General features: G+C 69.5%; 19 protein-coding genes and 2 riboswitches. Of the genes, 9 read left to right on the top strand and 10 right to left on the bottom strand.

Features of this window, described 5'->3' with window-relative positions; genetic code table 11:
• The first annotated feature begins 3 nt into the window (after positions 1-3).
• The gene (locus AB0F10_RS10185; RefSeq protein ID WP_360622110.1) at positions 4-723 is read left to right on the top strand and encodes a TetR/AcrR family transcriptional regulator; all 720 of its coding nucleotides are present in this window, start codon (positions 4-6) and stop codon (positions 721-723) included.
• Positions 724-767: 44 nt separating this feature from the next.
• Here the strand turns inward: AB0F10_RS10185 and AB0F10_RS10180 are convergent, their stop codons facing one another.
• A complete protein-coding gene (locus AB0F10_RS10180; RefSeq protein ID WP_360622108.1) occupies positions 768-1,469 on the bottom strand; it encodes a zf-HC2 domain-containing protein in 702 nt (233 codons plus the stop codon).
• Positions 1,466-2,017 (bottom strand): sigma-70 family RNA polymerase sigma factor, encoded by a 552-nt coding sequence (locus tag AB0F10_RS10175; protein ID WP_360622106.1) that lies wholly within the window; start codon positions 2,015-2,017, stop codon positions 1,466-1,468. Before AB0F10_RS10175 ends, AB0F10_RS10180 begins: the two co-directional genes overlap by 4 nt.
• Positions 2,018-2,217: 200 nt before the next feature.
• Here AB0F10_RS10175 and AB0F10_RS10170 point away from each other — a divergent pair, with 200 nt between their 5' ends.
• The 3 genes from AB0F10_RS10170 to AB0F10_RS10160 all read left to right on the top strand — a co-directional run bounded on the left by AB0F10_RS10170 (position 2,218) and on the right by AB0F10_RS10160 (position 4,189).
• Positions 2,218-2,961, top strand: a complete 744-nt coding sequence (locus AB0F10_RS10170; protein ID WP_360622104.1) for a hypothetical protein — start codon at positions 2,218-2,220, stop codon at positions 2,959-2,961.
• A 225-nt stretch (positions 2,962-3,186) separates the two neighbouring features.
• Positions 3,187-3,810 carry a hypothetical protein gene (locus AB0F10_RS10165; RefSeq protein WP_360622102.1) on the top strand — a complete coding sequence of 208 codons (624 nt, stop codon included), beginning with the start codon at positions 3,187-3,189 and terminating at the stop codon, positions 3,808-3,810.
• 46 nt (positions 3,811-3,856) lie between these two features.
• A complete protein-coding gene (locus AB0F10_RS10160; protein ID WP_360622100.1) occupies positions 3,857-4,189 on the top strand; it encodes a hypothetical protein in 333 nt (110 codons plus the stop codon).
• A 59-nt stretch (positions 4,190-4,248) separates the two neighbouring features.
• On the opposite strand, the gene AB0F10_RS10155 is transcribed toward AB0F10_RS10160, so the two are convergent.
• The gene (locus AB0F10_RS10155) at positions 4,249-5,196 is read right to left on the bottom strand and encodes a DUF1996 domain-containing protein (protein ID WP_360622098.1); all 948 of its coding nucleotides are present in this window, start codon (positions 5,194-5,196) and stop codon (positions 4,249-4,251) included.
• A 155-nt stretch (positions 5,197-5,351) separates the two neighbouring features.
• Here AB0F10_RS10155 and AB0F10_RS10150 point away from each other — a divergent pair, with 155 nt between their 5' ends.
• Positions 5,352-6,914, top strand: coding sequence for a GGDEF domain-containing protein (locus AB0F10_RS10150; RefSeq protein ID WP_360622096.1), 1,563 nt, complete (start codon positions 5,352-5,354; stop codon positions 6,912-6,914).
• A gap of 67 nt (positions 6,915-6,981) precedes the next feature.
• On the opposite strand, the gene AB0F10_RS10145 is transcribed toward AB0F10_RS10150, so the two are convergent.
• The 5 genes from AB0F10_RS10145 to pnuC form a co-directional block, all read right to left on the bottom strand.
• Positions 6,982-7,893, bottom strand: a complete 912-nt coding sequence (locus AB0F10_RS10145; protein WP_360622094.1) for an IPT/TIG domain-containing protein — start codon at positions 7,891-7,893, stop codon at positions 6,982-6,984.
• Between the two features lie 232 nt (positions 7,894-8,125).
• Positions 8,126-9,043, bottom strand: a complete 918-nt coding sequence (locus AB0F10_RS10140) for an IPT/TIG domain-containing protein (protein ID WP_360622092.1) — start codon at positions 9,041-9,043, stop codon at positions 8,126-8,128.
• Positions 9,044-9,251: 208 nt separating this feature from the next.
• A complete protein-coding gene (locus AB0F10_RS10135; protein WP_360622090.1) occupies positions 9,252-9,821 on the bottom strand; it encodes a hypothetical protein in 570 nt (189 codons plus the stop codon).
• 20 nt (positions 9,822-9,841) lie between these two features.
• Complete coding sequence (locus AB0F10_RS10130) at positions 9,842-10,915, bottom strand: AAA family ATPase (RefSeq protein WP_360622088.1); 1,074 nt, start codon at positions 10,913-10,915, stop codon at positions 9,842-9,844.
• Positions 10,912-11,538: a nicotinamide riboside transporter PnuC gene (pnuC, locus tag AB0F10_RS10125; protein WP_360622086.1), complete on the bottom strand. Its 627-nt coding sequence runs from the start codon at positions 11,536-11,538 to the stop codon at positions 10,912-10,914. The genes AB0F10_RS10130 and pnuC overlap by 4 nt, the downstream gene beginning before the upstream one ends.
• Positions 11,539-11,658: 120 nt before the next feature.
• Here pnuC and AB0F10_RS10120 point away from each other — a divergent pair, with 120 nt between their 5' ends.
• Positions 11,659-13,092, top strand: coding sequence for a glycoside hydrolase family 76 protein (locus AB0F10_RS10120; protein ID WP_360622084.1), 1,434 nt, complete (start codon positions 11,659-11,661; stop codon positions 13,090-13,092).
• A 1-nt stretch (position 13,093) separates the two neighbouring features.
• Here the strand turns inward: AB0F10_RS10120 and AB0F10_RS10115 are convergent, their stop codons facing one another.
• Positions 13,094-13,702 (bottom strand): TetR/AcrR family transcriptional regulator, encoded by a 609-nt coding sequence (locus AB0F10_RS10115; protein WP_360622143.1) that lies wholly within the window; start codon positions 13,700-13,702, stop codon positions 13,094-13,096.
• A gap of 170 nt (positions 13,703-13,872) precedes the next feature.
• On the opposite strand from AB0F10_RS10115, the gene AB0F10_RS10110 reads away from it, so the two are divergent.
• Both AB0F10_RS10110 and AB0F10_RS10105 read left to right on the top strand, forming a co-directional pair.
• The gene (locus tag AB0F10_RS10110; RefSeq protein ID WP_360622082.1) at positions 13,873-14,769 is read left to right on the top strand and encodes an ABC transporter permease; all 897 of its coding nucleotides are present in this window, start codon (positions 13,873-13,875) and stop codon (positions 14,767-14,769) included.
• Complete coding sequence (locus AB0F10_RS10105) at positions 14,762-15,544, top strand: ABC transporter ATP-binding protein (RefSeq protein WP_360622080.1); 783 nt, start codon at positions 14,762-14,764, stop codon at positions 15,542-15,544. The genes AB0F10_RS10110 and AB0F10_RS10105 overlap by 8 nt, the downstream gene beginning before the upstream one ends.
• Positions 15,545-15,568: 24 nt before the next feature.
• Here the strand turns inward: AB0F10_RS10105 and AB0F10_RS10100 are convergent, their stop codons facing one another.
• A complete protein-coding gene (locus AB0F10_RS10100) occupies positions 15,569-16,663 on the bottom strand; it encodes a hypothetical protein (protein ID WP_360622078.1) in 1,095 nt (364 codons plus the stop codon).
• Positions 16,664-16,666: 3 nt separating this feature from the next.
• Positions 16,667-16,816, bottom strand: a riboswitch (cyclic di-AMP (ydaO/yuaA leader).
• A 279-nt stretch (positions 16,817-17,095) separates the two neighbouring features.
• Positions 17,096-17,234: riboswitch (cyclic di-AMP (ydaO/yuaA leader) on the top strand.
• Between the two features lie 3 nt (positions 17,235-17,237).
• Here AB0F10_RS10100 and AB0F10_RS10095 point away from each other — a divergent pair.
• Complete coding sequence (locus AB0F10_RS10095) at positions 17,238-18,257, top strand: hypothetical protein (RefSeq protein WP_360622076.1); 1,020 nt, start codon at positions 17,238-17,240, stop codon at positions 18,255-18,257.
• Positions 18,258-18,322: the final 65 nt, after the last annotated feature.

Here is an 18,322-nt window from a genome sequence, read left to right as displayed (position 1 = left end):
TCGATGAGCGAGCTTCCCCTTCCCCCCTGGCGCCGCGCCGCCCCGAAGCGCCCCCGTGCCGTCAAGGCCCCGCTGACCCAGGACCAGATCGTCGACGCCGGCCTGCGGATCGTCATGGTGGAGGGCATCGAGGCGGTGAGCATGCGCCGGATCGCGGCCGTCTTCGACACCGGCGCGTCCAGCCTCTACGCCCACGTGGCGAACAAGGACGAGCTGCTCCAGCTGATGTTCGACCGGATCTGCGGCGACGTCGACGTGCCCGAGCCCGAGCCGGACCGCTGGCAGGAGCAGATCAAGGAGATGGCCCGCGGCGGCCACGCGGCGATGACGCGCTACAACAACATCGCCCGCGCCGCGCTCGCCACCGTGCCGAGCGGCCCGAACGCGCTACGGCTTTCCGAGGGGATGCTGGCGGTGATGCTGGCCGGCGGCGTGCCGCCGCAGGTGGCCGCCTGGTCCCTTGACCGGCTCTTCCTCTACATCGTCGCGGACGCCTACGAGGCCTCGCTGCACCTGCAGAACCTGCAGGAGGGCCAGGACAGCCGCCACTATTTCGACACCTTCATCACCCAGCTCAGGGACTACTACAGCAGCCTGCCGGCGGACCGCTTCCCGAACATCCGGGCCCACGCGGAAACCCTGACGACGGGCTCGGGCGACGAGCGCTTCGCATTCGGCCTGGACATGATCGTCGACGGCCTGGCCCGCTACGTCGTCAGCTGACGCGCCGGTGCCGGTCCCTTGCGGACCGGCACCGGGCTGCGATCTCAGATGTCGACGCTGGTGTACTGCTTTCCCGCCTCGTTGACCACCCGCACCGACGCCACCTGATCCGGCGGCACGAGCGCGCTGCCGTCCAGCGTGGTGCCCTCGGCCGCGCCCTTGGTGGAGACCACCCAGCTGCCCGCCAGGACCGACTTGCCGTCCGCGGCGACAACCTCGAGCCGGCACCGCTCGCCGGCCGGGATGCCGACCACGGCCGCCTTGATCCGCACCCAGCCGGGCGCCGGCGCCACCGCGACGGTGATCCGTGCCCCGGTGTTCGGGTCGAGGGCGGTCGCGGTCTTCGTGCCCGGGATCGTCGTCGGCTCCACCGTCACCGTCGGCAGCGCGCGCGGTGGCCCCGGATCGCTCGTGGTGCGGCCGACCACGACACCCGAGGCGATGGCGGCGGCGACCACGAAGGCCGCGGCCGCGCCTACCAGCGCGGTCTGCCGATGCCGCCTCCCGGCGGACTCGTTGCGGATCTGCCGCAGCGTGCGCTGCAACAGCAGGTCACCGCCCTCGGGCGGCCCGTCAAGCAGCATCGCCTCGGGCACGGCCTCGAGTGCCATCGTCCACTCCTGCAGGGATTCCGCCTCGGCTCGGCACTCGGCACACTCGGCCAGATGCTCCTCGAACTGCCGCAGCTGGTCCGCGTCCAGTGACTTCGTCAGGTAACCGGCGAGGTCCTCGTGATTAGTCTTCATGAGGCAGACCGTTCCGTTCCGGCTGCGCTCAGCGACCGGAGCTCGCGTAATGCCCGTAGGGCGTAGAAGGAGCGCGACTTGACCGTCCCGGGCGGGATGCCCAGCGTCTTGGCCGCTTCCGCGACCGTGCTGCCGAGCAGGTAGACCTGCTCGAGGACCTCACGGTGCTCGGCGGAGAGCCGGCTGAGCGCGTCCACCACCACCATGGAGTTGACCACCTGCTCGGCGTGGTCGCCCTCCACCGCGGCCTCGATCGGGCTCTCCCGGACCTCGGTCGCCCTGGCCCTGCGGGCCCGGACCTGGTCGGTGACGATGTTGCGGACCACCGTGAGCAGCCAGCCGCGCACCGAACCCTTGCCGTTCACCAGGCTGTCGGGATGTCGCCAGGCACGCACGAGCGCCTCCTGGACCACGTCCTCGGCGGCTGCCCGATCCCGGGTCAGCTGCGTCGCGTATGCGAGCATCGCCGCCCCGTGTTCGGAGAACAAGGACCTGACCAGTGCTTCATCGGCCACCTCCCGGCGACGTTGGAGTCTTAACCCCGGCATCTCTTCCCCCAGGTGACGGCGGATTTCATGCCGAGGCTGGCCGGACGGAGCGCGTGCCCGGCCACCCTCGACCCCCGTTTCGTCGGTCTGACTCCACCAACACGTGGCTGGGTCGCGAACGGTTCAGACAAATTTACGGGTGAACCGGATCGCGATGGTCCACGTGTGGGTGGCGTACCTGCTCATCTTCAGGGGGAATCATGAAGCGCAGCCGAATCGCCTTCGCCGCAGTGGCGCTGACCAGCGCTCTCGGCCTCAGCGCCTGTTCGGGCACCACCGTGGCGACCGCGGTCGGATACGTGGCCGCCGAGGATGACCCGTCCGCCGAGCCCACGGCCGACCCGACCGCACCGCCGGCGCCGGCGATCGACACCGAGAAGCTCGCGGGCGTGGAGACGCCCGACGCTCCGGCGCGGCCGATCCCCGAGCCGACGGTCGCGAAGACCCAGAAGTGGGTGAAGATCTTCAGCGGCGAATCGGCCAAGAAGATCACGCCGCCCAGGAGCATCCGCAAGGGCAGCAAGACCGTCGAACTGGAGACGGCCGAGAACAACGTGATCGGCACCTACGTCACCGACGGCGCGGGCCGCACGCTCTACCGCTTCGACGAGGACTCCGCCAAGCCGCCGAAGGCGACCTGCAACGGCGACTGCGCCAAGGCCTGGCCACCGCTCCTGATCAAGTCGCCCGGCAAGATCTACCCCAAGGGCATCAACCCCAAGATCATCGGGTACGTCGAGCGCGCCGACGGCCACTGCCAGGTCACGATCAACGGCTGGCCCGTCTACTACTTCGCGAAGGACCAGAAGGCCGGCGACATCCTGGGCCAGGGCGTCGGGGGCACCTGGTTCGCGATCAACCCGAAGGGCGGCAAGACCGGCGCCCTGCCCGAGTCCGCCGGCGGCACCGGCGGCAACGACGCCCCGACCGGCGACGGTTACTGACCGAGCCCTTCGCCATGCCTTTCTGACCCACTCCGTAAACACGCAGGTCACCCGCGCTTCCGGCGGCTGACCTGCGTGTTACGACGCTGCCGGGCAGGTGACATCGTGACCGCGCGACCCAGACCCCCACTCGGCCCAGGTGCCGGCGACGGCGCAACGCCACCCGGTCGTCACGGGCATGACGATGGCGGAGTCCCGGCACCTCGGCCAGTCGAGGCGGGAAGCGTGTCCGAGGCTCAGGAAACCATCGCCCGAGTCGCGCGGGCGGGACGTCGGAGCGCGGCCGCCGGCCCGGCCGGCGACAGCAGGTCGGCCACGCAGGCAGGTCCGCCGCATCCCGATGACGCCGAACTGCGCGTGATCATGGATCGGTACGACCGGCTCGGTGACGAGCCTCCCAGGTTCAACATTGCCGCCAACGACGCTGCGCACCGCGGCCATGGTGCGCATACCGAGGAGCGGCACGGTCCGGGTGTCGTGATGCCGCGGACTCCGAGCGTTCGAACGGTCGAAGGACGAATCTACGGGGATCCTCCGTGGGACCGTCCGGAGAACCGGTCGTACCGGTGGAGCGACCCGTCGACCATGAGCCGCACGATCAACGAGTACGTTCGGCAGAACTGGGAAACCATCCGCCATGACCTGGCATTCGACGGACGGCACCGCGGTGGTTTCGACGCCGGGCATCGGGTCGGTGAGGGCTACGTCAACAGCGGCATGTTCGGTGCCGGGCCGCGCGTCTCGCAGTACGCCGCAACCAGTCTGGTGAAGATCCGCATCCAGCTTGTGCCGGGGTCGGATCCGCCGGTGCCGTTCGTCGTGACGGCCTTCCCAGCGGGACTACTGTAGGGGTGTGGTGGGAATGTCCGATCTTCCTGAGGCTCTGCGAGCACGCATGGACGAACTGGATGCGCGGCCTGCGTTGGAGACCGTTCGCGACTTCCTCGGCGCCAACGTCGCCGACGCGGAGAACTTCGACGAGATCCGCGCGGACCAGCTGCAACTGGCGCAGGTCAGCACCCGGGCGATCCGACGGGACTTGGCTGCCCTCGAAGCACTACTGGCAGACCCGCCTTCTTCGCCGGGGTCATTGGCCCGGCTGGTCGGGTGGGAGGGCAACTGGGTGCTCGACGACCCATCGGACGCCGCGGCGGCCCAGTTCCTCCGCGACCTGGCTACCGTCCTGCGGAATGTCCTCGACGAGGCGAGTCGGACCGGCCACCCCTGATCACCGGCTCTCGGGTCTGGCGGCGCTGTCCGCGGAGGTCGCCCCGGCCCCGTACGCCCTCATGAACCTCGCTGCGATCGGTCAGTGCAGACCAGCCCGGCGTTCAGACAGTGCACAATCTCGCGCATCAGGGCACTCGGCATCAGATTGACGAAAAACGCGTGATCGGTGAGCGGACTGTGCCGCTGCCCCTCGAACGAGTCGATCCGGTACCGGGTGCCCCTCGCGATGGCGTACGCGACCACGATCCGCAGCCGGGGCACCGCGAAGGTCGAGATCGGACAGCCGCCGCCCGGCGCCGGGAAGACCAGGTGCTGGCGGTGGTCGCTGCTGTCGGCCCGGCGGCCGTCCCAGCAGCTCGGCAGGTCGAAGATCCGCAGCACCCGTTCTGCGCCCGGGCAGATCACGTACCGCGTCGTCCGCCGGTCCGGGCTGCCGGAACAGCTCCAGACCGCCGCCGCCCGGGCACCGCCGTTGGTGAGCGCGTACGCGTCGCCGACGGTGCCCCGCAGCAGCCACGGCATCTCGACCACCGGGCTGCGCGCATTGCCGTAGTAGGTGAGAGAGATCGAGACGGGCACCTGCACCGCGCCGCCGTGCGGGCCGTCATCGGCGCCGACGACGCGCAGCACCGGCCAGTAATAGCTGGACTCGTCGCCGTTACCGCAGGTGGTGCCCCCTCCGGCCAGCGACCTCACTGTCGACGGGATGTCGACGGACAGGTTTCCGATGTAGTCGTGCAGGTGATGACCCGCCCCGGGCCGGCCGGGCGTCACGACGACGTTGGCGGAGTTGCGATGCCCGATCTCGTTGCGCCCGCAGTCCCAGGTGTATGAACCGGCGCCCACGTCGAAGGGCTGGGCCGCGACGTCCGCGATGTCGACGTAGTCGGGGCCCAGCGGCTGGTGGCGCACGATCCCGGCACCGACGGCGACGCCGGCGAGCAGGACCTCCAACGCGAGGGCCAGCGTGGCGGCCCTGCGCCGACCCGACCCGACGAACGCCATAAGTCACCATACGCATGCAGAGCATCGCCCTGCGTGTTGCGAACTGGACAGAATGCCGGGTCGAGGATCCAATGTGGGGATTCTCTGATATCAAAAAAGCCAGGCCAATCGGTCTCGCACATTTACTTGCGTAGTGAACGGCTGATACTTGGGTCATGGCGGACTGGATCTCGGCGGACGGCCGGCTACCGGTGCCGGTCACCGCGTACGGCCCGCTGCACCTGCTGGCCCTGCGGGCGCACCGGATGGTGGACACCGGCCAGGCTCAGCAGGCGATCGCGGCTGCCGACGCGTACCTGGTCATCGCCGGGATCGTCGGCGACTCCAGGACCGCGCGGTTTCTCACCCAGACGAAGATGTACGCGCTGCTCGCGATGGGCCGGATCGGCGAGGCCACGATCCTCGGCGAGGACCTGCTGCGCGCCGCGGGAACCCTGCTGAACGAGGCCAAGACCCTCTGCGACCTGGCCCAGTTGCACCTGCTGCGCGGGCACTACATCGACTGCATGCGCAATCTCGCCCGGGCCGGTGTCCTGCTGAGCTCGGGCCCCGCCCGCGGCGACCGGCACCGCTCAGCCATGTGCTCCTACGCCGAGGCGGCAACCGTCGCGGAGATGTACGAGACCGCCGCCGCGGCCTACGACCAGTTGTGCGCCGACGACGCGCCGAACCGCCCGACGTCCTCGTTCGACCTGGTCCACGCGGTGACGCTGCTCTACTGGGGACTTCGCCTGGCGCACGTCGGCCGGACCGAGGAGGCCCGCAGCCGGTTGCGCCGCAGCGCGGAGATCACCGGGCGCCGGCTGGACCATCGGCCGGACGTCAACGTCATGGCGGCGCACGCGCTGGCGCTGGCCAAGCTGGGTGACACCGCGATGGCGGAGAAGCTCGCCCGAGAGGCGGTCATGCCGCTGCGCACCGGCGAGACCTACCAGTACGCCCGGATGGCGCACCTGGCGCTGGGCATCAGCCTGCGCGCGCAGGGGCAGTTGCACGAGTCGCGCCGCGAGTTCATCGCCGCCCGCGATCTGAGCGAGTACGGCTGCCGCCCGGACGAGCGGCCGATCATCCGCTTCGAACTCGCGCTGACGGCGCTCCAACTCGACGACGGACAGCCCAGCCGGGATCTGTTCGAGACGGTCGAGGGGCAGGTGCGCGAGCTGTGGCGGCTGCGGCTGCAGCGGCTGGCGATGCTGCGCCAGGCCGGCCAGCGCGAGGAGATCGAGGCGGCGCACGCCCGGGCCGAGCGCGAGGTCATGCTGGATCCGCTGACCGGCCTGGGCAACCGGCGCAAGTTCGACCTGCTGATCGCCGAGGTGGACCGGCGGGTTGACCGCGGGTCGCTGACCCTGCTCCTCATCGACCTGGACCACTTCAAGGCGGTCAACGACGCGTACTCGCACAGCGCCGGCGACCACGCCCTCCGCGAGGTGGCGACGATTCTGCGGGCGCACTGCCGCGCGGGCGACGAGGCGGTCCGCTACGCGGGCGACGAATTCGTGGTCTTCCTGCGGGGCAACCTCAGCGCGGGGCGAGAGGTGGCCGAGCGCATCCGGACCGCGGTGGCGGCGGCGCAGGTCCTGCCCGAGGCGCGGCTGACGGTGAGCGTCGGCGTGGCCACCTGGTCACCGGGCCTCACCGGCGACGCCCTGTTCCGGACGGCCGACGGCCGCCTGTACGCGGCCAAGTGGAGCGGCCGCAACACCACCGCGGCCTGACCCTTCAACGCCGAAGCCCGGCCCCCCTGGTGGGGAGCCGGGCTTCGGATCAGGCGGTGTTGCTAATTCAGCTGACGTCGCTGAAGGTGTAGGCGGACGTCGGCAGGACGCCGTACGAGATCGTCGGGAGGACGGCCTTCACCGCGACGCCGCCGGCGGCGACCGCCGGGATGGTGCAGGTCCAGTCGGTGTCGGTCTTGAGGGCAACCGGGGCGCAAGCCGTCGCGGCGGTCGCGCCGAAGTTGAAGGCGGTGGCGGTCGAGAGGCCCTTGCCGCTGATGGCGATCGTGCCGCCGCCGGCGGTCGAGCCGCTGGTCTTGCTCAGCTTGGTGATGACCGCCGCGTACTTGGCGTGGGTCGTGTCGGCGGCGCCGGCCACACCGTCGTGGTAGAGCACCACGGACGCGGCAGTCGCGGACGGGTCGCCGGCCGGAGCCGCCACCTTGACGCTGGTGTCGCTGACCCAGGTCACCGGGGAGGACGTGCCGTTGACCGTCGCCGTGACCTTGTTGGCCTTGAAGAGGTCGGCGGACGTACCCGCGCCGGTGGTGGTAACCGTGATGGTGCTCTTGCCGAACGGGTTCAGCAGCGCCGTAGCAGCCACCGAGTCCATCGGCGCCAGGAAGGTGAAGTCGTCGGCGACGGTGTTCACGCTGGCACCGGTCGGGTTGGTGACCTCGACCTGGACCTTGGAGCCGGTACCGGCCGCCACCTTGGCGACGATCATGGTCGGCGTGGCGATCAGGAACGGGGTGGCGGCGGTGCCGCCGACCTTCACCCCGGTGGCGGTGTCGAAGTTCGTGCCGGTGATCGTCACGACCGTGCCGCCGGCGGTGCTGCCCTTGGCAACGTTGAGCTTGGTGACCGTCGGCAGCAGCGACGCCCCCGCGGCGGAAGCCGCACCGGACATACCGAAGATGCTGGCACCCGCGGCGACAGCGGCGGCGGCGATAACGGCCTTGTGAGCGCGAACCTTCATGTAAATCTCCTCCGTGAGTTCGGGGCTTGCTTGGGGCTGGGCCCCGGTCCTGTGTCTGATTCGCTCGGACAAAGGGTTAATCGCCAAACTTGACCCTGACTTGAGAAAAGCCGCCCGACAAACACGAAAACCTGATGCCTCGGGTGCGTGTCGCGAAGCCTCGTTGCCTGGTAACGCCGAGGGCCCGGCCCCTGGTGGGGGCCGGGCCGACTGGTCAGGCGGTGGTGCTGATTCAGCTGACGTCGCTGAGGATGTAGGTCGCCGTCGGCAGGACGCCGTACGAGATCGTCGGGAGGACGGCCTTGACCGAGACGCCGCCGGCGGCGACCGCCGGGATGGTGCAGGTCCAGTCGGTGTCGGTCTTGAGGGCAACCGGGGCGCAAGCCGTCGCGGCGGTCGCGCCGAAGTTGAAGGCGGTGGCGGTCGAGAGGCCCTTGCCGCTGATGGCGATCGTGCCGCCGCCGGCGGTCGAGCCGCTGGTCTTGCTCAGCTTGGTGATGACCGCCGCGTACTTGGCGTGGGTCGTGTCGGCGGCGCCGGCCACACCGTCGTGGTAGAGCACCACGGACGCGGCAGTCGCGGACGGGTCGCCGGCCGGAGCCGCCACCTTGACGCTGGTGTCGCTGACCCAGGTCACCGGGGAGGACGTGCCGTTGACCGTCGCCGTGACCTTGTTGGCCTTGAAGAGGTCGGCGGACGTACCCGCGCCGGTGGTGGTAACCGTGATGGTGCTCTTGCCGAACGGGTTCAGCAGCGCCGCAGCAGCCACCGAGTCCATCGGCGCCAGGAAGGTGAAGTCGTCGGCGACGGTGTCCACGCTGGAACCGGTCGGGTTGGTGACCGTGAACTGGAGCTTGGAGCCGGTACCGGCCGCCACCTTGGCGACGATCTCGGTCGGCGAGGAGATGAGGAACGAGGTGACGGCGGTGCCGCCGGTGCCGCCGACCTTCACCGCGGTGACGGTGTCGAAGTTCGTGCCGGTGATCGACACCACCGTGCCGCCGGCGGTGCTGCCCTTGGCAACGCTGAGCTTGGTGACCGTCGGCAACAGCGACGTCGCCGCGGAAGCGGCGGCGGTGATGCCGAAGATGCCGGCACCAGCGGCGACAGCGGCGGCGGCGATAACGGCCTTGTGAGCGCGAACCTTCATGTAGTTCTCCTCCGTGAGTTCGGGGCCTTGATGCCTGGGGCGGGGCCCCGGTCCTGGTGTCTGATTCGCTCGGACAAGGGGTTTATCGCCAAACCTGACCCCAGCTTGAGCAAAGTCATCCAACGAAATTGAGAAAAGCCGAGGGCCTCCGCCGTTACCCGGTCGGGGTGAACGGCGAAGGCCCTCGCTGTCGGTACGCACGCACCGGTCAACCCGGATAGACCACGCCGGAACGACCGCTGTACGGGTGCCGGGTGGCGTCCCGCTCGTAGCCGGTGTTGGGCGCGTCCAGCCACACGATGTACGGCGCGCCCTTCTTGAGGCCGCTGATCGTGGCGGTGACCGTGCAGCCGGTGCCGGGCGGGACGCTCTGCCAGGTGTAATTCGGCTGATAGCCGGCGATCAGCGGTTGTTTGACCGCGGTGATCCGGTAGTCGGAGGCGTACTGCCGCAGCCAGGTCACGGTCAGTCTGCCGGGTCCGGGCACCACCTTGAGCGGAATCAGCGCCTGGTTCTCCCGGGCCATGGTGTAGTCCTTGGCGCACTGCGGGTCGATCGGCAGGAACGACACGGGCGGCAGCGCGGGCGACCGCGATCCGGAGAAGGACGGCTTAGGGCTCGGGGTGGCGCTGCCGGAGGCCACGACCAGCCAGGTGTCGCCCGGCGCCGGGGTCGCGGACGCGCTCGGCGTCCCGGTCGCCGACATCCCGAGCAGGCCGCACCCGCCGAGCGCAACCGGCATGGCCAGCAACGGGAGCAGAGCCTTCATGAACCGCATGCACCAACCTTCGGCCCCGATCAGGGTGGGCTTAGCGGAGGCGCGAAACTCCACCCGGCGGCCAGCAGGTCGTCGCAGGCGGCGACGGCGGCGCGCAGCCGGGCCGGGTAGGGGCCGGTAAGCACCTGCCATGGTGCCTCCTGGGCGGCCAGAACCTCCCGGAAGCGGCCGGTCATCCAGGCCCGGATGGCCTCGCCGTCCCGCAGCCCGTCGTCGACGAACGGCACGCCTTCATGATCGGTGAGCAGGTAGAGGGCGGGCGGGCGCACCCGGTCCCGGACCGCGGCCGAGCCGCTGCCGAGGTAGCGCTCCTCCCAGATCGTCGTGGCCAGGGCGTCGGTGTCACCGAACAGGATCGGCGAGCCCGCGCGGGCGGCCCGGTCCTCCGCGTCGCCCTGCTCGTCGGCCACCGACACGAAGTCGCCGGCGTCCCAGACCACGTCGCCGACCTCGGCGTCCGGCCGGGAGAGCCGCAGCGCTTCGAGCTTGCGAACCGTCAGCTCCCGCCCGAACTCCGGCACCCATCGGGTCGGCGCCCACGCGCCTCCCCGCGTCCGGTAGTGCCGGGCCAGGGCCCGCGCCATCGTCGTCGTCCCGGTGGACTCGGCGCCGACCACGATCACCCGGCGGGTCAGCCAGCCGCGCACGCCGGGACCGAGCTGATCCCAGTGCCCGGCGGGATCGGCCCGCACCGCCGTACCGGAGACCGGGATCTTGATCCGCTCCGGGTCGACCGTGACCGCCTCGGCCGCGAACCTGCGGGCCAGTTCCGGCCCGTAGGCCTCCGAGGAGAAGACGGCGTCGACCCGGTCGGTGCCGGCCGCGGCCCGGAAGACGGCCATGTGCAGCTCCCAGGCCGCCGGGTCCGCGTAGTCGACCGGATGGTCGTCGTGCACGCCGACGAAGCGGACGTTCGCCGGGTGCGCCTCCCGCAGCCAGGCGACGCGCAGGTCGAGCGGCACCGACTCGCCGGAGGAGGGCGCGACCACCACGGTGACCCGCTCGCAGGCCGCGGCCGCCGCGTCGATCAGCGCGTGGTGCCCGGCGTGCGGCGGATAGAACTTCCCGACGATCAGGCCGTGCTCCCACGTCATGCGACCAGCTCCGCGGTCCGGGGCTGCCGGGCCGAGTGCCAGGCCCGCAGGCCGGCGACGCACAGCAGCAGGAACGCCACGTAGAGGATCGCGGTCAGCCAGAGGTCCTTGTACGCGTACAGCGGGATGTAGATGAGGTCGGCGGCGATCCAGAGCCACCAGCTCTCGACGAGCTTGCGGGTCTGTCCGTAGGTGGCCAGCAGCGACAGCGCGGTGGTGACCGCGTCGGCGAGCGGCACCGTCGAGCCGGTCAGGTGGTCGAGGAAGAGCCACATCCCGGCGGTGAGCAGCACGCCGGCGGCGCCGAGCGCCAGCCACTCGGCGCGTGTCGTGCCGCGCACCGCGAGCGGGGTGCGGTGGGCCCCGCCGTGCAGCCACGCCCACCAGCCGTAGCAGCCGAGGATTACGTAGACGAACTGCAGGCCGGCGTCCGCGTACAGCCCCGCGGACCAGAAGACCAGCATCAGCAGGAGCACGTTGAGGATGCCGACGGGCCAGTTGAGGATGTGCCGGCGCACCAGTAACCACACGTTGACCAGGCCGGTCAGGAAGCCGAGCACCTCGGCCCAGGTGGTGCCCACACCGAAGGCGGTGAACGCGACGCCGGTCAGCCAGTTGATCATGCGGGCCAGCATCGCACGCGGGTCAACGGCCGTCGAAAATCCGCGTAGGCATTGACTGTTAACAATATGTGTACTTTATTAACAGATACCCATGTGCATCCCCGGCACGGAGGTATCCCCATGAAAGCCAAGTGGATCGCGGCCGCCGCGGCCGCCGCCACCGTCCTGCTCCAGCTGTCCGCCGTGTCGCCCGCCCGGGCGGCCACCGTCTGCAACCGGTACTGCGACGGCCGCGACCCCGCGCTCTCCCCCGGCGACCGGGTCGCGACCAGCGCCATCCTGTACGGCCGCACGTTCAAGGCGCACGTCGACGACGCCGACGCGATGATCTGGGCGACCGTCGAGGGCGGGCAGCCCGGCGACGAGGTGTGGCTGGACCGCTCCTTCGACGGCGGCCGCACCTGGCAGGGCGGCAGCAGGCTCGGCGACACGACCGTTCCCGCCGGCGCGACCGGCCGGCGCACCACCATGTTCAACGTCGACGACTGGGGCACTCGCGGCGTCGGCGTGCTGCGCGCCTGCGGCAAGGCCGGCGACCGCCCCGAGCTCACCTGCGCCGGCTGGACCCGGAGCAACTGGAACGCCTGGGACCGGCGCACGGCCGCGGCCACCGCGCTGATGATGCGCTTCGACCAGGGCACCGGACTGTTCGACACCAACGGCTGGTGGACCGGGGCCAACGCGCTCACCGCGCTGATCGACAACAGCCGGATCAGCGGCATGCACAGCTACGACTACGCGATCGCCGCGACGTACGACAAGCAGATCAACTCCAGGCAGGGGCAGTTCCGCAACGAGTACCTCGACGACACCGGCTGGTGGGGGCTGGCCTGGGTGGCCGCGTACGACCGGACCGGCGACAGCCGCTACCTGAACACCGCCCGGGCCGACGCGGATCACATGTTCGGCTACTGGGACACCCGCTGCGGCGGTGGCATCTACTGGCGCACCGACCGGACCGTGAAGAACGCCATCTCCAACAGCCTCTACATCCAGTTGAACGCGGCACTGTCGCTGCGCATCGGCGGCGACAGCGTCTACCGCGGGCGGGCACAGGCCGGCTGGTCCTGGTTCCAGAGCACCGGGATGATCAACAGCTCGAACCTGGTCAACGACGGCGTCAACCTCGGCACCTGCCGCAACAACGGCGACGTCACCTGGACCTACAACCAGGGTGTGCTGATCAACGCGCTGGTCCAGCTCAACCGGCTGACCGGGGACACGAACGCGCTGACCGTCGCCCGCCGGGTCGGTGACGCGGCCACCACGAGCACCTATCTCAACAGCGGCGGCATCCTGCGCGAGCCCAACGAACCCGACCAGTGCTCCGGCGACGGGGTCTCGTTCAAGGGCGCGTTCGTCCGCGGGCTCGGCGTGCTGAACGCCGCGGTCGGCCGCCCGTACGACGCCTACCTGCGGCGTCAGGCGGATTCCGCGTACGCCAAGGACCGGACCGGCTTCGACGCCTACGGCAGCCACTGGGCCGGCCCGTACGCCGGCACGAACCACTCCTGCCAGCACAGCGCGCTCGACCTGATGAACGCGGCTCCGTGACTCAGGGAGCCGCGGTGCCCGCCTTCAGCGCGGCGATGATCGCCGCGCTGAGCTTCTCGAGGTAGTCGTCGTCGATCGGGGTGCGGGCGACCGCCAGCCGCCAGTACAGCGGCCCGATCATCAGGTCGACCGCGAGGTCGGGGTCGGTGCCCGCGGGCAGTTCCCCGCGGGCGACGGCCTGGCCGACTATCTGCCCGCCGACGGCCTGCTGGTGGGTGCGCAGCGCACCCTGCAGCGTCTCGGCGATCTTCGGGTTGCGCGCCGCCTCGGCCATCAGGTCGGGGATGATCTGCGACGCGATGCGGTGCCCCAGCGCCTTGCTGAGGATGAACATCAGCAGTTGCAGATCCCCCGCAAAGCTTCCCGTATCGGGCATTGGCACGCTGCGCTCCGCTACCGCGGAGACGATCTCGAGTACCATTTCGAGCTTGTTGCTCCACCGGCGGTAGATCGCCGTCTTGCCGACACCGGCCCTGCGGGCCACCGCCTCGATGGAGAGTCGTCCGTAACCGACCTCGGCCAACTCGTTCATGACCGCATTCCGGATGGCCGCGGTGATGTCCCCGCGGAGCACCGCCGCTCCGGCAGGTGCACGTTTCGCTGTTGCCACGGTCTCACTATACGCCAGGACGCAACGGTTGCGTTCCGGCGCTCGTTCGGCTAGTTTCGGGTCAGCGTCGATACGACGCCGTTTCATCCCGCACACTTGTACCTGTGTCCCCGGACGAATCAACCAGGTCCCCGGCCCCCAGCGGACCGACCAGATCGGAGCGCTACCCCATGCCCCCTACGGCGGTCGCCGATTCCGACACCGGCATCTCGCTCGCGGAGCTGGCCCGCAGGCACGGCCTGAGCGCCGCCGGTAAGCCGCCCAGCCTGCCGAACTACACGCGGCAGCTCTGGGCCTACCGGCACTTCATCGCGTCCTACGCGAACGCCAAGGTCGCCTCGACGCTGGGTCGCACCAAGCTCGGCGTGTTCTGGCAGGTGCTGACCCCGCTGATCAACGCCACGGTCTACTACGTGATCTTCGGCGTGGTGCTGAACACCAAGCACGGCGTCGACAACTTCGTCCCGTACCTGTGCACCGGCGTCTTCATCTTCGGTTTCACCGCGACCACGGTGCAGGCCGGCATCGGGGCGATCAGCTCCAACATGGGACTGATCCGGGCCCTGCACTTCCCGCGGGCCAGCCTGCCGCTCGCCATCACCATGGTCGAGATTCGCAACATGATCGCCTCGATGACCGTGCTCATGATCATCGTGCTGGGCTTCGGCGAGCCGATCACCTGGGAATGGCTGCTGATCGTCCCGATCTTCCTGCTTCAGTCGATCTTCAACGCCGGCCTCGCCATGGGGGTGGCCCGGCTCGGCTCCAAGGTCGCCGACTTCAAGCAGCTTGTGCCGTTCGTCATGCGGATCTGGATGTACGGCTCCGCCGTGCTCTACCCGGTCACCCGCTTCTCCGATCACCTGACCGGCTGGAAGCTGGCCGTGATCGAGGCCAACCCGATGCTGATCTTCATCGACCTCATGCGGCACGCGCTGATGGAGAACGTGCCGCTGGCGGCCCCGGCCCCGGTGTTGTGGCTCCAGGCGATCGGCTGGGCCGCCGTGGTCGGCTTCGGCGGGTATTTCTACTTCTGGCGCGGAGAGAAGGGGTACGGCCGTGGCTGACTCCAGCAGCGACCGGCGCGAGCCGACGGTCATCGTCGACGACGCGCACGTGGTCTACCGAGTGCACCAGTCGGCCGCGCCCGGCACGGGCAGCCCGCTGGCGAGCTTCAAACGGATCATCACCGGCGACAAGCCGAGCACGCTGCGCGAGGTGCACGCGATCAAGGGCGTCAGCTTCGTGGCCTACAAGGGCGAGGCCGTCGGCCTGATCGGCACCAACGGCTCCGGCAAGTCGACCCTGCTGCGGGCGATCGCCGGGCTGCTCCCGGTCGAGCGGGGCGCGATCTACGCGGCCGGGCAGCCGTCGCTGCTCGGCGTCAACGCGGCCCTGATGAACGACCTGCCGGGCGAGCGCAACGTCGTGCTCGGCTGCCTGGCGATGGGCATGTCTCCGGCGCAGGTGAAGTCCAAGGTGCAGGAGATCGTCGACTTCTCCGGGATCAACGAGCGCGGCGACTTCAGCTCGCTGCCGATGCGCACCTACTCGTCCGGCATGTCGGCGCGGCTGCGGTTCTCGATCGCGGCGGCCAAGAAGCACGACGTGCTGCTGATCGACGAGGCGCTGGCCACCGGCGACGCGAAGTTCCGCCGGCGCAGCGAGCAGCGGGTCCGCGACCTGCGCGCCGAGGCCGGCACGGTCTTCCTGGTCAGCCACAGCGAGCAGTCGATCCGGGACACCTGCGAGCGCAGCATCTGGCTCGAGTCGGGGCTGATCCGGGCGGACGGCCCGACCGAGGACGTGCTGAAGGAGTACGAGGCCTACACCAAGCGGTAGGCCCCGCACCCCCTTCGCGTGGGGCTAGCGCATCGAGAGATGCACGTGGTTCGTGTGATCACTTGAGGGGTCGCCGTTACCCCTCGTGTAGGCCTTCCAGCCGCTGCTGGGCAACCAGATCCGCCGGAACCAGATCACGTAGAGCACGCCCAGCCGGCTGGAATTGCCGATGAAGTAGTTCGCCAGATTATTGCCGTAGGTCTTGCTGCTGCCGGTCGCGACGCCGCCGAAGCCCTTCTTGTCGGCGGCGAAGTCGCAGGCCCGGCCCTTGGGGTGCTCGCCGCTGTTCTGATGGCGGAAGCACGCGACGAAGTGGGTGAAGCCGTCCTTCTTCGCCTCCTTCATCGCGTGCAGGGTGCGCGGCGTGATGCAGCCGGACGTCGTCGGGTCGTTGACGGAGCAGGACTCGTCCGGCAGCGACCCGTCGGAGTTGCGCGGCGCGGCCGCGGCCCGCAGGTCGCTCCCGCCGCCGCTGGAGCCACCGCCGCTGGACTCGGTGCCGCCCGAGGACTCCTCGGCGCCGTTCGACGCGCCGGCCGCGTTGGCCGCATCGAGCGCCCGCTCCGCCTGCGCCTTGCGCTTGGCCATGATGTCGACCTGACGCTGCTGGTCGCGGATCTCGGCGTCGATCGCGGCCTTCGCCCGCTGCTGCCGGTCCCTCGAGTCCTTGAGGTCACGCACCGCGCGGTTCTGCTTGGCGGCGACCGTCTCGAGCATCTCCGCGCGGTCCAGCATGCTGCCGGTGGAGTCGGCGGTGAGCAGGGCGGTCATCGGCCCGAGCCGCCCGACGCGGTAGGACTGCTGGACGATGTCGTCCAGCGCCGCCTGCCGCGGGCCGAGCTCGGTGTCGATCTCCTTGAGCTTGTCGATCAGCTGCTGCTGGCGCGCCTTGGAGCGGGCCAGCGCCTCCTTGGCCTCGACGAAGCCCTTGGACGCCGCTTCGAGCTGCTCGATCAGGGACTTGGAGCCGCCCTCGCCGTCGTCGCCGGAGTCACCCGGCGCGGCGAGCGGCCGAGGTGCGGCGGAGGCCGGGGACGGGGCGACGAGCGCCAGCCCCGAGGTGGCGACGAGCGCCGCGAGCACGGTCGCTAATCGTCGGCGGGCAGGTTTAAGCCTCACGTGCTTTCCTTCCGTCGGCCGCCGACCGGGTTAGCTGACGGGTTCGGGACGGAAGCGATCCCTACCGGTCCGCGCCTGCGGCGTGGACCCGATTCACCCCATTACTCGGTTGGTTCCCCGGCTCGCCTTGCGGCGATTAAGCGGCGGTCTGCGCTGAGACCGTGACGAACACTACCCATCGATGCTAAGAATCGACAGGTGTCGCACTCTGGGCAACAATGCGGCCACTCGGCGTGATTTCGGCGCGGAAAGAATGCAACGACTCACACCTATGACTCGCCGCGGCTCGACTACCTGCGCATTCCATCGAAAGGTAACGGAAAGTCGTTGGTAGGTAACGCTTATATCGGCCTTGCGAAGACTGGCAGACGGCCCGTTGTCGGGTAAGCTGGCCGCCGGTTGCTGCCAAGAAGGCACCGCCCCCAAGGTGCCGGCAGCCCACCGCCTAATCGCCGCAAGGCGAGCCGGGGAACCACGCGTAGTAGTGGGGTGAATCCACTTAACAGTGGTAGGGATCGCTTCCGTCCCGAACCCGTCAGCTAACCCGGTCGGCGGCCACGCGGAAGGATTTTGAATGACGGCAAGACCCCGCCGGTGGCTGGTCCTCGCCCTGGCACCGCTAGTCGCGGTCTCGATGCTGATCGCGCCCGCCGCACCGGCAAGCGCCGACCCCGACGACTCGAAGTCGGCGACCGCCGACGACGGCGAAGAGGATCAGCTTCTCAACGACGTGCTCGACTCCACGGGCCGGCGTTTCGTCGCGGCGAAGTCGGCGGTCGCGAAGTCGACCAAGACGCAGCTCGCCCTCGCCCTCAGGGTCAAGAACGCCGAGTCCCGGCGAGACGCCCTGCTTCCCGAGGTCAGCGCGGTGGCGGCTCAGCAGTACCGCACCGGTGGCATCTCCACCATGGGCTTCCTGCTCAACACCAAGGGCCCGGAGAGCTTCCTCAAGATGGCGGTCTCCCTCGAGGAGATCAACGCCCTCAACGACAACAAGCTGCACGCGCTCTACCAGGCCATCGACGAGGTCAACACGGAGAAGCTGCACCTCGACCAGGAGGTCAAGGCCCAGCAGCAGAACCTCGCCTCGATGAGGAAGCAGAAGGAGTCGGCGGAGAACGCCCTGGCGAAGGTCGGCGGTGACACGGTGACCGGCGGTTTCGTGCTGGCCAATTCGCCGAAGGCCGCACCGGCGCCGCGCGACTCCAACGGCGATTTCGGCCCCGAGTCGTGCAGCGTGAACGACCCGACGACCAGCGGCTGCATCACCCCGCGCACGTTCCATATGTACAAGGAAGTAAAGAAGGCGAACTTCAAGCGGTTCGTCGGCTGCCACCGCAACGGCGGCCCATTCGAGCATCCCAAGGGTCGAGCCTGCGACTGGTCGCTGCAGAACAGCGGCTTCGCGCCCTGGCACAACCAGGACACCCGGGAGTACGGCAACAACCTGATGGCGTTCCTGGTCCGCAACGCCGACCAGCTGGGCATCCTTTACGTCATCTGGAACAGGATGATCTGGTTCCCGGCGACAGGTTGGAAGACCTACCACGGCCCGAGCAACCACACCGACCACGTACACGTGTCGATGCTCTGACCGCCGGCCACGGCCTACGACTGAGGCCCCCGTCCACCTGGACGGGGGCCTCAGTTGTCGGTGGG

The organism is Actinoplanes sp. NPDC026623, assembly GCF_040638275.1.
Classification (GTDB): Bacteria; Actinomycetota; Actinomycetes; order Mycobacteriales; family Micromonosporaceae; genus Actinoplanes.
This window is presented reverse-complemented; position numbering and strand designations above follow the sequence as displayed.